The organism is Flavobacterium branchiophilum FL-15 (assembly GCF_000253275.1).
Lineage (GTDB): Bacteria > Bacteroidota > Bacteroidia > Flavobacteriales > Flavobacteriaceae > Flavobacterium > Flavobacterium branchiophilum.
Genome location: NC_016001.1, coordinates 2,771,644 through 2,785,987, shown reverse-complemented (window position 1 = coordinate 2,785,987; position 14,344 = coordinate 2,771,644). Strand labels below are relative to the sequence as shown.

Annotated in this window: 10 protein-coding genes; 6 read left to right on the top strand and 4 right to left on the bottom strand. The window is 32.8% G+C overall.

The window, feature by feature from the left end:
- Positions 1-51: 51 nt before the first annotated feature.
- The 4 genes from FBFL15_RS12030 to FBFL15_RS12015 all read left to right on the top strand — a co-directional run bounded on the left by FBFL15_RS12030 (position 52) and on the right by FBFL15_RS12015 (position 4,944).
- A complete protein-coding gene (locus tag FBFL15_RS12030) occupies positions 52-960 on the top strand; it encodes an alpha/beta hydrolase (protein ID WP_014084852.1) in 909 nt (302 codons plus the stop codon).
- A gap of 10 nt (positions 961-970) precedes the next feature.
- Complete coding sequence (locus tag FBFL15_RS12025) at positions 971-2,806, top strand: glycoside hydrolase family 13 protein (protein ID WP_014084851.1); 1,836 nt, start codon at positions 971-973, stop codon at positions 2,804-2,806.
- Between the two features lie 219 nt (positions 2,807-3,025).
- Positions 3,026-4,219: an ATP-binding protein gene (locus tag FBFL15_RS12020; RefSeq protein WP_014084850.1), complete on the top strand. Its 1,194-nt coding sequence runs from the start codon at positions 3,026-3,028 to the stop codon at positions 4,217-4,219.
- A gap of 56 nt (positions 4,220-4,275) precedes the next feature.
- Positions 4,276-4,944 (top strand): DNA alkylation repair protein, encoded by a 669-nt coding sequence (locus FBFL15_RS12015; protein ID WP_014084849.1) that lies wholly within the window; start codon positions 4,276-4,278, stop codon positions 4,942-4,944.
- A gap of 275 nt (positions 4,945-5,219) precedes the next feature.
- Here the strand turns inward: FBFL15_RS12015 and FBFL15_RS12010 are convergent, their stop codons facing one another.
- The 3 genes from FBFL15_RS12010 to FBFL15_RS12000 form a co-directional block, all read right to left on the bottom strand.
- On the bottom strand, positions 5,220-6,125 hold the full coding sequence (locus tag FBFL15_RS12010) for a pseudouridine synthase (RefSeq protein WP_014084848.1): 906 nt from the start codon (positions 6,123-6,125) through the stop codon (positions 5,220-5,222).
- Between the two features lie 320 nt (positions 6,126-6,445).
- Positions 6,446-7,063, bottom strand: coding sequence for a hypothetical protein (locus FBFL15_RS12005; protein ID WP_014084847.1), 618 nt, complete (start codon positions 7,061-7,063; stop codon positions 6,446-6,448).
- Positions 7,064-7,112: 49 nt separating this feature from the next.
- Positions 7,113-8,093 (bottom strand): LuxE/PaaK family acyltransferase, encoded by a 981-nt coding sequence (locus FBFL15_RS12000; RefSeq protein WP_014084846.1) that lies wholly within the window; start codon positions 8,091-8,093, stop codon positions 7,113-7,115.
- Between the two features lie 626 nt (positions 8,094-8,719).
- Here FBFL15_RS12000 and FBFL15_RS11995 point away from each other — a divergent pair.
- Positions 8,720-11,746, top strand: a complete 3,027-nt coding sequence (locus FBFL15_RS11995; protein WP_014084845.1) for a T9SS type A sorting domain-containing protein — start codon at positions 8,720-8,722, stop codon at positions 11,744-11,746.
- Positions 11,747-12,295: 549 nt separating this feature from the next.
- Here FBFL15_RS11995 and FBFL15_RS11990 read toward each other — a convergent pair.
- Entirely contained in the window at positions 12,296-13,174 is an 879-nt protein-coding gene (locus tag FBFL15_RS11990; RefSeq protein ID WP_014084844.1) for a hypothetical protein, read from the bottom strand.
- A 191-nt stretch (positions 13,175-13,365) separates the two neighbouring features.
- Between FBFL15_RS11990 and FBFL15_RS11985 the strand changes: the two genes are divergently transcribed.
- Positions 13,366-14,343: a polyprenyl synthetase family protein gene (locus FBFL15_RS11985; RefSeq protein WP_014084843.1), complete on the top strand. Its 978-nt coding sequence runs from the start codon at positions 13,366-13,368 to the stop codon at positions 14,341-14,343.
- Position 14,344: the final 1 nt, after the last annotated feature.

The window sequence follows — 14,344 nt, the reverse complement described above, 5'->3', positions numbered from 1 at the left end:
TTTAACAACGGATTTTAATCCGTTGGTTGCCTAGGTAAAAATAAAATCACCATGAAAAAACTCTTCTTTTTACTCCTAACATCCATCGCTTTTGGGCAAATTCCAAAAGTAAGTTCAGGCACGATTCAACGTCTTGAAAATTTTAAATCCAACTACGTTGATTCAAGAAACATCGATGTTTGGCTTCCGGATGGGTATTCCGAAAGTCAAAAATATGCCGTCTTGTACATGCATGACGGACAAATGCTATATGACGCCGAAACAACTTGGAACAAACAAGCTTGGGAAGTTGACGCAATAGCTGGTAAATTGATACAAGAAAGAAAAACCAAACCTTTTATTGTAGTAGGAATTTGGAATAATGGACAAAAACGGCATCCTGAATATTTTCCGCAAAAGCCTTATGAAAGTTTGAATCTAGTTCAAAAAGACACCATAACGGCTCAGTTGCAAAAAGCAGGGAGAACCAAAGAAGTCTTTCAACCCATTTCTGATTTGTATTTGAAATTTTTAGTAACGGAATTAAAACCGTACATCGACGAACATTTTTCTACTTTAAAAAACAGAGAAAATACTGTAATTGCGGGTTCCAGTATGGGCGGATTGATTTCTATGTATGCTATCTGCGAATATCCTGAGGTTTTTGGCGGAGCAGCTTGTATTTCTACCCATTGGCCAGGCACATTTAGCAGTCAAAACAACCCAATTCCAGATGCTTTTATCAACTATATGGAGTCGCATTTACCCAATCCAAAAACGCATAAATTCTATTTTGATTATGGCAACAAAACCCTCGATGCCTTGTATCCTGATTTACAGAAAAAAGTTGATATTCTTATGAAAAAAAAGAAATTTAAAAAAACCAATTGGACTACCCAATTTTTTGAAGGAAAAGACCATTCTGAAAAATCGTGGGCGGAGCGACTGCCTATTCCATTTGAATTTTTATTAAAAAAATAAAATAATTATCATGAAAAAAATCATTTTCTTATTACTAGTTAGTAGCAATTTATTTGCACAAATAGACCGTGTTGAACCGCCTTTTTGGTATGCCAATATGCAAAATCCAGAAGTACAAATTTTATTTTATGGCAAAAATATTGCTCAAAATGAAGTATCTGTTTCTAATAATGTTATCATCAACAACATCCGAAAAACAGAAAACCCAAACTATCTTTTTGTAACCATAGACACCAAAAATGTTGCGGCTCAAGAACTTACATTTTCTTTTTCAAAAAATAAAAAAGTAGCTTTTACTCAAAAATATGAACTTCGCAAACGAAAAGAAAACTCAAGATTCAGAAAAAGTTTTGACGCTTCAGACATGATGTATTTAATCATGCCCGATCGTTTTGCCAATGGAAATCCCAACAACGATAGCGATAATTCGGTAGTAGAAAAAGCGGATAGAAAAAATCCAGGAGGTCGCCATGGTGGTGATATTGAGGGAATTATCAAGCATGTTGATTATTTAAAAGAACTGGGAGTTACCGCTTTATGGAGTACGCCAATGTGTGAAGACAATGACAAAACCTATTCGTACCACACCTACGGACAATCGGACGTATATAGAATTGACCCTCGATATGGTACCAACGAAGAGTATGTAAAATTGGCGGCTACCTTGCACCAAAACGGCATGAAATTGATCAAAGATTATGTTACAAACCATTGGGGAGCAGAACATTGGATGTTTAAAGACATGCCAACTTACGATTGGTTCCACCAGTTTCCGGGTTATTCGCAATCCAATTATCGCATGACGACACAATATGACACCAACGCTGCGGCTATCGACAAAAAACAATGTATGGACGGTTGGTTTGTGCCTTCAATGCCTGATTTGAATCAATCCAACCCTTTGGTATTGAACTATTTAACTCAAAATGCGATTTGGTGGATAGAATATGCCGATTTGGATGGTTTTAGAGTAGATACCTATTCGTATAACGACAAAGAAGGCATTGCCAAATGGACCAAAGCCATTACCGACGAATATCCTTATTTTAATATCGTTGGCGAAGTATGGATGCACGACCAAGCCCAAATTTCTTATTGGCAAAAAGACAGCCCAATTGCCAAAATTCAAAGTTACAATAGCTATTTGCCAAGCGTAATGGACTTTACTTTGCACGATGCTTTTGGGTCGGTTTTCAACGAAGACAAAACCAATTGGAACGATGGCATGTACAAGGTATATGAAAATTTTGTAAATGATTTTTTATATGCAAATACCAATAATATACTCACTTTTGCCGAGAACCACGATACCAATCGTTTCAATCAAATCTATAAAAACGATTTCAAAAAATACCAAATGGCGATGTCTTTGCTAGCCACCGTGCGTGGTATTCCGCAGTTGTATTATGGATCAGAGATTGGTATGGCTGGCGATAAAGGCAAAGGCGATGCCGACATCAGACAAGATTTTCCTGGCGGATGGGATGGCGATGCTCAAAATGCATTTACAAAGTCGGGGCGAAGTGCCGTCCAAAATCAATTTTTTGACTTTACATCCAAATTATTCAACTGGCGAAAAAACAACCCTGTTGTGGCTTTTGGAAAAATGAAACACTACTTGCCAGAGCAAAATGTGTATGTTTATTTCAGATATGATGACAATCAATCGGTGATGGTAATTATGAATAATGCCGATGAAAAACGCACCATTAGCACCAAACGTTTTGCAGAAAATATTCAAAATTTCACTACTGGCAAAGACATTTTTACCAATCAAAAAATAGATTTAAAAAATGATATCAGTATAGATTCTAAATCTGTAATAATTTTAGAATTAAAAAATTAAACTATTGATATTAAATTAATTAAGAAATAAAAGTGTATTTTATAAATTACAAAAATAGATATTATTTGTAGTTTATAAAATACATTTTTTAATTTATATTGTTATTTCTAAAATACATATTAATACAATAATTGTTATTTATAAAATACAAAAAAATACAAAAAATGTTATTTATATATAACAATTTTTATACCTTTGCGTCTGTTAAAAAAGACAGAAATGGAAACATTATTTGAAACTCAAAAAAAGCTGATACGAAATCTTACAACTGATTTTCATCGTACATTACAGCACAACCTTCCTTGGGACGAAAGGGCTATTATGCTTTTTGGATCGAGAGGTTCGGGCAAAACAACGCTTTTTTTACAACATTTAAAAGACACATACAAAGGCAACGAAGCTTTATATGTTACCCTAGACGATATATATTTCAGACAACATACATTGGTGGATACGGCTAGAGCATTTGCCCAAAACAACGGAAAAATTCTATTATTAGATGAGGTTCACAAATACCCAGAATGGAGTAGAGAAGTCAAAAATATATACGATTTAATTCCAGAATTGAAGATGCTTATCACGGGTTCCTCTATTCTAGAATTAGAAAAATCTGGAGCCGATTTGAGTAGAAGAGTGCTTCATTTTCATTTGCCAGAACTCTCTTTTAGAGAATTTCTAGGCATTAAATATGCTATGGATTTGCCTCATTTTACATTTGAAGAATTGATACAAAATCATGAAAATATTGCAGAAGAAATTATACAAAAAATTGAAAAACCGCTTTTTTATTTCAAACAATATTTAGAATGGGGTTCGTACCCTATTTTTAAAGAAACTAAATTTGTTCATCAACGGTTGAAGCAAACCATCAATTTGATTATCGATACCGATTTGCCTAGTATTGTCCCTATTGAATTTGCAACTTTGCATCAAGTAAAAAAGTTGTTGTACATCATTGCCCAGTCGGTGCCGTTTACTCCAAATGTAACAAAACTGGCAGCACAAGTGGGCTGTAGCCGAACAAAACTCTACGAAATGATAGGCATGTTGCGTGCTGCAAAATTGATTTACGGACTTTTTCATAGTGTGAATACTACTTCGATTTTGAACAAACCCGAAAAAATATTTTTGCATAATACCAATTTGATGTTTGCCTTGAGCGAAAAAAAACCAGAAATAGGCACTTTGAGAGAGACTTTTTTTATCAATATGGTAGAAAGCAATCAAAATACGGTTACTTATACCTCAAAAGGCGATTTTTGTGTAAACGAAAAATATGTTTTTGAAATTGGCGGACGCAACAAAACAGCCCGACAAATACAAGACATATCCAATTCTTTTTTGGTAAAAGACGAGATAGAAACAGGTTACAAAAATTCGATTCCGCTTTGGTTATTCGGCTTTTTGTACTAATTTAAACGATTAAAAAAGCCAATAATTAAAAAAAAACAAAATAGCACCGTAAGAAAATGGATTTTATCACACACTTAGAAAACGTATTTTTAGAACATAAAAATCCAGAGCAGGCATTGTCAATGGAAGCCTATATGAAAGATAATTTTAAATTTATTGGAATTAAAACCGAACTTAGAAGGAGTCTTCAAAAAACAGTGTTCGAGAAATACCAAACCGAATTGATCAACAATTTCAGACAAATAATAACAACTTTGTTTGAAAAAGAGTCGAGAGAGTTTCATTATTGTGCCATAGAAATTGGTATGAAATATTTCAAAAAAAACTACCAAGAATCTGATATTTCAACAATAGCGTATTTACTTACTACCCATTCGTGGTGGGATTCTGTCGATGTAGTGGCAAAATATTTACTTGGTGGATACCTACAACATTTTCCAGAAAAAAAGTTTTTAGTGATCGAAAATTTTTCCAACAGCCACAAGATGTGGCTCAACCGCAGTGCCATCATTTTTCAATTGAGCTACAAGGACAAAACAGATTTTGAACTACTAAAATCCGAATGTGAAAAACACAAAACATCAAAAGAATTTTTTATTCAAAAAGCCATCGGTTGGGCCTTGCGAGAGTATAGCCGTTATAATCCAAATGGAGTTTTGAATTATGTTGCGGATACAAATTTAAAACCATTAAGCAAAAGAGAAGCCTTACGAAACATAAAATAAAAAAAGCTGTCCAATTTTTGTTTGGACAGCTTTTTGAATTGCTTATTATGTAACGTGTTTTGCGTTAGGGATAGTAGTGAAAATCTTTTAGAAGCTCCCAAAAGGTGTTGTATTGCACGAATATAGTTTCTGAATGTGGTAATCAAAAAAGATTATTTCACAATATGATATTTCTTTTGGTGTTCAATGAACGTTGTTTGCAACAGAAGTCCTAACCTTGAGGAACGCCCAAACAAACATTTATAGCATTATTGTTGTATATAAATCAGCTTTTGTTAAGCATTTTTCAAATTGATCACTTCCTGATCTGTAAGAAAACGCCAATTTCCTCTAGGCAAATTTTTCTTGGTCAATCCCGCAAACGACACCCGGTCTATTTTCAAAACATCGTAACTAAAATGTTCAAAAATGGCCCGAACAACTTTTACATTCGCTGTCCGAAGTTTCAAACCTATTTCCGATTTGGGTTCGTTTTCTATGTAGCTAATGTCTTCTACAAACACCTTATGTCCTTCAAGCACCATTCCTTTGCTGATTTTTTCTAAATCCTCAAATTTCAAATTTTTATCCAACGAAACTTGATATATTTTAGGCGATTTTTGATTTGGTAACGAAAATTTCCGAATCATATCCGTATCGTTTGTAAACAATAGCAAGCCCGTAGTATTTTTGTCCATCCGTCCAACAGCTGCAATTTTAGACGTAGTAGCCCCTCGCAAAAGGTCCAAAACATGTCGATGCTCTTGCCCTTCGTCCATCGATGTAGTAAAATTTTTGGGTTTATTCAATAAAATATATTCCTTTTTTTCGGGCGTTATCACACTTCCATCAAAGTTCACTACATCGCCAGGCTTTACCATATAGCCCATTTCGGTAACCGCAACACCATTCACTTTCACATTCCCCGATTGGATATAAATATCGGCATCTCGCCTAGAACAAGCCCCAGAATTGGCAATATATTTATTCAATCGAATCTCGTCCGATAACTTTTGCCGTTTTGCAGCCTGTTGTGGTTTTTTGTCCATCACAGTTACTTTTGCAGCCTCCTCTCCATTTTTTGGTTTCGCTTTTTTCCCCTGAGCCCTTTTGGCCATTGGAGGTTTGGGCTTATTAGAATGAGGTCTTGTACTATTAGACCGTCCTGTTGTTTTATCCTTTTTTCCAGCTCTATTATTCATCTAAACATTAATTTTGGCAAAGATAGTGTATTTTTTCAAATGTAAAACATCATATATTTTGGGAAAGCATTTTGATTTCAAGAAGTTAGGATTTATTTCAAATAAAAAAATAAGATGTTAATCAAAATGTATCTAATCAAGGAGCTACAAAACATATTTTTTTATTTGGGCACCTATTCCGCCCTCCGTTCCCGCTTTTTTTTTGGCCGCAAACCTATCAAACCGTCGAGCGGCCAAAAAAAAGAGCTCCACTCAGGTCGGGGTGCAGTTCAAGGCACCAACAATTTTCAATCAACACCGCCACCCCAACTTTCAAACAGCTACTCTTTTCGTTTCAATCTAATGATATTTTCAGGATACACTATTACTTTTACAATATATATTGGAGCGTCAAATGTTTGTTTCAGCGTTGCCTCGCCATTCAAAATATGGCGGTAGCCAATGCCCGTGCCTAAACCAAACCACGGAACAACCTTATAATTTACTTGTGCAGAAAACTCATTTACAATCAAATTCCGATTAACATTACTTACAATTTCGTCATTAATCTCTTTCTGAAAACGAGGCTTTCCATAGCCAATTTGTTCCGTTGCAAATACCTGCCATCGATTGTCTTTATAAATAATCCAATCATTAAAAACACTCAAATACCAAAAATGCAACACATTTGTTTCATTTATCTTCTTCTTTTTATTGTAATAATCAAAACTTACAGGATTGACAATAAATGATCCACCAATTCCAATTCTAGCCAGTTTGTTGTATTGCATGCCCACTTTTGCCCCAAAAATGGTGATGTTTATCGAATTGATACTCGAAAAACGGTTGTCCAATTGAAAAGAAGGCTTCCATTTTCTACCTTCAAAATCTTGAGCATGTACCTGTATAACAAACAGCCCTAGCATCATAAAAACCGTTCGTATCCCGTTTTTTTTCATTTACTACACTTATTAAAATCAATTAAAGGAATTGCCAATGGATACGATTTCAAAGCACCATCAAATTACAACCCCTAATATCCGAATGGTCAAACCTGCCCAATACTTCAAACGTTCCGTTGTCATACCTTTTGCCCAAATCTTGGGTAGCTATAAACGAGCACGAATGGATATTGGCCAAATCAATCACATTAATACCCCCAGTTTTGCCGTTTGGCACATAGCTCAAAGCATCTTCGGTATCTCGAACCAATACTTGCATCCAAGCTGGACATTCAAACACCCCATGACCAAACGAATAGGCCTGCGACAAAAGCTCGGTCATCCCATATTCAGAATGAATACCAGAAACCCCAAACCCCTTACACAAAATCCCATGCAACTCCTCCCTAATCAGTTCTTTTCGGCGGCCTTTCATGCCTCCAGTTTCCATTACAATAGTGTTGTGTAGCTCCAGCTGGTACTGGTCCAAAACGTCCAATAACCCAAACGTAACCCCAATAAGTAAAGTGTTTTTTCCTTGTTTTTCGAGTTCTTGAATCTTACTTACTAATTTGTTGTGGTCCTTCAAATAAAAACCACTGTCTGGATTGTTACTTTGTGCTATCAAATCGGCCACCATATATATTAACGAACTCCCCGTTCGTTCCAAATACGAAGGCAAAAGGGCTAAAATGGTATAATCCTGAATGTTGCCATAAAACTGTGTAAAAGCATAACGGTAACTTTTTTCGTACATAGCAACATCGCTAACAAAATGACTACTTGTTGTTGCCCCCGTGGTACCACTACTTGTAAATACTTGTTCAATAGATTTTGAACCAGAAATGATTTGATGAGTTTTGAAAAATGAAATAGGCAAAAATGGAATTTTCCGAACCGATTTTATTTCTAAAACATTTATTTTCAAGTGGTTACAAAATTCCCGATACACTACATTATGTTCATATTGATAACGAAAAACTTGTAAAGCTATTTTTTCAAATTGCTTCTGATTTTTGATATTAAAAATAGCATCCGATGGTATCAAGGTTTTTTTTGGTGGCAAAGATAGCAAAAAAACGGCACAATAATATCAGAAAAAAATTATAATCACTATATACAATCACAATCCCTGACCAACCCAACCTATACAGTTCCCCCGTATGCCAATCAAAACACTTGGGATTAGCACAATAAAAACGGGGAAATAGTTGTAAATTCAAATAAAAAAATAGTTTTATGTTTGTAGTGGATATACGAGTGATAAAAGCAAAAGCAAATTTTACATTTAAAATAAATTAAAGTTAGCAAACCATTTTTAACAAACCCTATTCAAGCAGCTTTTTTTTCAAAAACAAGATGACCTACAAAAAATGTAGCGACCTTTCATCCATAGCCCAAGGGCGACTTTCAGTTAGACTCCACAAGAGTAACCCTGAACATACAGCAACAAACTGCTGGCACAATTTTGAAAAAAATAAGTTGTAATGATACGTTTGTTTTACGATAATATTTATTCATGTGGCTTTTTTATAAAAAAGTTGCAAAGTATTTTTTTTGTTTGTACTTTTGTGAAGTGGATATAGAATGTTAAAAACGCAATAACTTTCGTATATCTACTAGTTGGCAGACATTATTGACAAACGAAACTGATAAAAATTAAATCTAAAATAAATGAAAGAAAAAATCCTTTTTATTATAATTGCTTTTACAACTTTATGTAATGCACAAATTGTTAACATTCCTGATGCGAATTTTAAAGCAAGGCTTTTATCTGCAAATGCTACAAATACTATTGCCAAAGATTTAAGCGGAAATTTTATTGACATTGATACAAACAATGATAATGAAATTCAAGAAACCGAAGCTTTACAAGTAAAAGAATTAAATTTACTAAACTCAACTAATATTTCAAGCATTGAAGGAATTAATAGTTTTGTAAATTTGACTCGATTTGAATTTGATAATGGTTCTTTTTCAAATGTTGGATTAAATACTGCTGATTTAACAGGTCTAAATCAAATAAATTATATTGATATTAAATGTGGAACTTTAAATTTAGGTCAAAAGAATCTTTTAGAAACTTTATATGCTATAAATACAAGTTCTATTATTTATAATTCTACTAGTGCAACTTTAAAAAAAATATCATCACGGTTAGCCTTGTTTTTAAGCATTAATTATCTTTTAAAAATTAATTTAGAAGAAATAAAAATTTCAGGTTCTACAACTCAATCAGATGATTTAGATTATTCTGCTCTAAAGTATATGTATAATTTAAGAGTTTTAGATTTAGGATTAACTAACTATACAGATTTAGTATTTACTAACTACAACGCTTTAGATAATCCATTATATCCACAAAATATAAAAACTCTAATAATCAATAGATTGCCAACTTCCCTAAATGTATTGAACTTACAATCAATAGAAAATTTAGAATTTATTTCAATTAGTCCAACATACAACACTGGCGACCCTTGTAATTGTCAAGTTTTTAATCCAATTAATTTTCTGAATTTAAAATCCCTAAAGTTTATTAGAAATTATAACGGTATTCAAAATTTAGATTTATCAACTTTAACGCATTTAGAAACATTTCAAACTTATGAAACCAGTTTAGGAAGTGCTAATAACGGTTCATTATTTACAATAAACTTTGGAAACAACACTAATTTAAAAAAAGTTATTATAGCAGATTTGCCAACTACAACTTTAAATTTTTCTGGAAATCCTAATTTGGAAGAATTAGAAGTTTATTCAAATGCTACTTATTATCATCAAGTATCGGCAGATGTCAATATTAGCTTTGCTCCATTGAATAATATAAAAAAAATAAAAATAAATATTCCTTATCGTGCAAATTGGAGTGATAATCCTAGGGGTTTAAATTTAATCAATTTTAATAATAGTTCAAATCTTGTGAGGTTGGAATTAAGTAAGTGTATTTTAATTCAACCACTAATATTAAATAGTAATAATTTTAATTACTTTGATGTTTCTGATTGTGTTTTTAATAACAATCTTACTTTTGGAACATTGCCAAGTTTAAATCATTTGAATATTTCTGTAAATTCATATATCAATAATTTAATAACCAATGATTTAAGTTTAGATTTAAGTGGTTGTCCTTTACTAACATCATTAGATGTTCTCTATCCAAAACTTCGATTTATATCTTTAAAAAATGGAATCACTCAAGATACTTTTGGTGTAGATTTAAGTAATGATAATCAAGGTTTAGTAATCTGCCATGATAATAATGAAGTTACACTTTTTAATGGACAACTTTTTGATTGGGATGTACCATCAAATTATACACTTACAACATATTGCACACTTTCTCCAAATGGTTTATTTAATACTTTAACAGGTAATATCAAATTTGATTCAGACTTAAATGGTTGCACTTCTACTGACATAAATGCTTCAAATATAAAAGTAAAATCTACCCTAAACAACATCAATGATTTTACTTTTTCTAACTCAAATGGAAATTATTTACAATATATAAATACTGGAAATATCAACCATTCTATAATTTTTGAAAATCCCACTTATTTTACAGCTACACCTTCCACTTTTAGTTCTAATTTCACCACTTATGGAAACACTCAAAATCAAGATATTTGCATTACTCCAAATGGTAATTATAATGATTTAAGTATAGTTTTAATTCCAATAAATGCTGCAAGACCAGGTTTTGTTTCAAAATACAAAGTACTATTACAAAACAAAGGTACTTCAACCCTTTCTGGAAATGTGAGCATCAGTTTTGATAATTCTAAAGTAGTTTATACTTCTTCAACTATTGCTCCAAATTTCACTAATGCAAATACATTAGGCTTTAATTTTTCAAATATTAACCCATTTAATACTCAAGAATTTATTGTTGAATTTACCGTAAATTCTCCTACAAGTTCAAACCCTGTAAATAGTGGAGATGTTTTAAATTATACTGCTTCAATCACGAATACTTTTACGGATGAAACAGTTTTCGATAATACATTTATTTTAAATCAAACAGTTGTTAATGCATTTGACCCAAATGATAAAACTTGTTTAGAAGGTACAACAGTTACATCTGAAAAAATCGGCAATTATGTTCATTATATTATTCGTTTCGAGAATAATGGAAATGCCAATGCTACAAATGTTGTAATTAAAGATTTAATCAATATAAGTAAATTTGACATTAGCAGTATCTTTCCATTAGATGCAAGTCATCCTTTTCGAATGACTGTTACGGATAATAATAAAGTAGAATTCTTTTTTGAGGGAATTGATTTGCCGTTTTCACCAAGTGAAGAAAGATATGGCTACATTGTGTTCAAAATTAAATTAAAGTCAAATCTAGTAGTTGGAAATTCATTTTACAATAATGCTAATATATATTTTGATTACAATGCACCAATTATCACAAATAATTTTGGAACAACTATACAAAATACATTAGGTTTACAAGAAAGTGTATTAGTAAATGAAATTTCTGTATATCCAAATCCGGTAAAAGATTTTTTAAACTTCAAAACAGAGCACAATATATCAAAAGTTGAAGTTTACGATATTGCAGGAAGAATTTTAAGTTCAAATTCGGTTCGTGAAAATAAAATTGATTTAAGTAATTTGAAGACAGGAAATTATATTCTAAAACTTTATACAGAAAAAGGTATAATGAACACTAAAATAATTAAAGAATAACGATCTGTCAACAAGCGTTTTGCAAGATTGCGGGGTAAGTGCTTTTTTAGAAGCATTTGTGCTTAATCAAAGTTTAGGAATTTTTAGAAACTTTAGTGCTAAAAGTCCGCAACCTCGCAAAGCGCGGGAACGTGTGTGACTTGAACAACAACGCAGTTGTTGATGCTTTAAAACAGATGAGAGTAGGTCTCTCAGTGACGACTTTCAGGAGTAGTTATCACTTGAGCGAAGCGGATGAACGGATACCTAAAAACAATAAAAAATAATCCGTAAACCACTTTGTGCTGCATTATTAGGAAACTATGGTGTGGTGAGCGACAAAGAAAAACGGCAACAAGATTGCTGTAGGGGTGTTTTTTATGATATAGAATTAAAATTTATAAAAAATAAATAGTTGTAAATAATTTATTAAATTTTATTGAAATATTTTTACAATCTTATATTGGTTAATGTAATATAAAAATCAATTTTATTTACAATTATTCAAATCAAAAAACCCTAATTTATATTCCATAAATTAGGGTTTTTGTTTGTATGACCTTGTTTTATTTAATTTCCAATAGTAATTACTGTCGAAACACCATTGCTTGTAAATATAGCGGTATTATCACATTCTCCCGTGCCATAATCTAATGTGGCGGTATGGTCGTTGCGAACAAAGGTAATAACACCTTTTACAATCAATGGTTTGTTTACGGCTACACAACTCATTTTTATCATCAATGGTGTGGTTATGGTGCTCGTTTGAACTGTAGTGTTTGGAAAAGTGGTGGTCCAGGCTCCTGTTACTTTATAAATATTGTCTGTCCAAGATGGGGTACTGTATCCTTCAACAATTTCTCTAACTCTTTGTCCTACACGAGTAAACGTTGTTCCATTTGGTCTTGTCAAAGTCAAATCCATGTTCATTGTAACAATTGGATGTGGTAACGATGTAGCCGTTGCAGGGGTTAGTGATCTTGTAAATGTTTTGCTGCCACTTAGCATATTGTCGTTGTGATAAAAATTCTCAAACGTATAAGTTACCGTGTGTGTTGTTGCTGTTGGCTGATAAACAAAGGTCATGATAATTTTTCCTTTCAAAATATTTCCATTGTTGATAGCACAGCCTGTTGTACCAAAATCGACTGTTTTTGTAACTGTGGTTCCTGCAGTAATGGGGGTTCCAAATGCTGGTACTCGAGTAACCGTAGCACAAGGAGGCAAGGTATTGTTTTCTAAACTTGGTGTGGTTTTGTTTGCCGTATTGGCCATAGTAGCATCGTATTGATCTTCAATAAGTTGCGACACATCGTCTGAGGCAACATCAATTTTTGCATTTACAGCGGCTTCATCTGCTGTAATATTAGACGTATCGTCTTTGTCTTTCGTACAACTCACAGCCGTTAGCACGATGGCCAACCCTAAGGTAAAAAGTTTTAATTTCATGGTTTTTATCAATTTTAAAGTTAAAAATTTGTTGACTTACTATTTTATTTCAAATCCTATAACGATTTTTTAACAAAATTAGTATATTTTGAATAATAGACTCTTAAAAAGGCAAAAAGTTTAATAGACATCCAAAAAAAACCAAAATTAGTTTTGTTACTATTAAACATAATAAGTACCTTTGAACTTTGATGAATACAACAGCACAAATAAAAAAACCGATACAATCAGAAATGGAACTTTTCGAAAAAAAGTTCTATGATTCTATGAAATCGCAAGTGGCACTGCTCAATCGGATAACGTATTATATCGTAAACCGAAAAGGCAAACAAATGCGACCCATGTTTGTATTTCTAACCGCTAAAATGCTCAATCAAGGCAGTATAAACGAACGCACTTATAGAGGTGCCGCAGTCATAGAGCTGATACACACCGCTACATTAGTACACGACGACGTGGTAGATGACAGTAACAGACGACGTGGTTTTTTTTCGATAAATGCCCTTTGGAAAAACAAAATTGCTGTTTTAGTTGGCGATTATTTGCTGTCAAAAGGATTGCTTTTATCAATAGATAATGGTGATTTTGATTTGTTGAAAATCATTTCAGTAGCCGTTAGAGAAATGAGCGAAGGAGAGCTGTTGCAAATAGAAAAAGCCAGAAGATTAGACATTACGGAAGCTATTTATTATGAAATCATCAGAAAAAAAACAGCTACACTTATTGCTTCTTGTTGTGCATTAGGCGCTCAATCGGTCATTGACGACACGATTTTGGTTGAAAAAATGCGGCAATTTGGCGAATTAATTGGAATGGCTTTTCAAATAAAAGATGATTTGTTTGATTATACAGACGATGCCATTGGCAAACCAACAGGTATCGACATCAAAGAGCAAAAAATGACCCTGCCACTTATATATGTGCTCAATCATTGTACTGCATCTGAAAAATCTTGGCTGATCAATTCTATAAAAAACCACAACAAAAATAAAAAACGAGTAAAAGAAGTCATCGCATTTGTTATTGCTCAAAAAGGGTTGGAGTATGCCGAAAACAAAATGATAGAATTTCAAAACGAAGCCCTAGCCTTGTTAGACCATTTTCCAAATTCAGAATACAAAGCCGCTTTGATTTTGATGGTTAATTATGTAATTGAACGAAAAAAATAAT

Bases quoted from the DNA above. Each gene is read 5' to 3' on its own strand.
- FBFL15_RS11995 (WP_014084845.1), top strand. From the start codon at position 8,720: ATGAAAGAAAAAATCCTTTTTATTATAATTGCTTTTACAACTTTATGT.
- FBFL15_RS12020 (WP_014084850.1), top strand. From the start codon at position 3,026: ATGGAAACATTATTTGAAACTCAAAAAAAGCTGATACGAAATCTTACA.
- FBFL15_RS12005 (WP_014084847.1), bottom strand. From the start codon at position 7,063: ATGAAAAAAAACGGGATACGAACGGTTTTTATGATGCTAGGGCTGTTT.
- FBFL15_RS12015 (WP_014084849.1), top strand. From the start codon at position 4,276: ATGGATTTTATCACACACTTAGAAAACGTATTTTTAGAACATAAAAAT.
- FBFL15_RS12025 (WP_014084851.1), top strand. From the start codon at position 971: ATGAAAAAAATCATTTTCTTATTACTAGTTAGTAGCAATTTATTTGCA.
- FBFL15_RS11990 (WP_014084844.1), bottom strand. From the start codon at position 13,174: ATGAAATTAAAACTTTTTACCTTAGGGTTGGCCATCGTGCTAACGGCT.
- FBFL15_RS12010 (WP_014084848.1), bottom strand. From the start codon at position 6,125: ATGAATAATAGAGCTGGAAAAAAGGATAAAACAACAGGACGGTCTAAT.
- FBFL15_RS12030 (WP_014084852.1), top strand. From the start codon at position 52: ATGAAAAAACTCTTCTTTTTACTCCTAACATCCATCGCTTTTGGGCAA.
- FBFL15_RS11985 (WP_014084843.1), top strand. From the start codon at position 13,366: ATGAATACAACAGCACAAATAAAAAAACCGATACAATCAGAAATGGAA.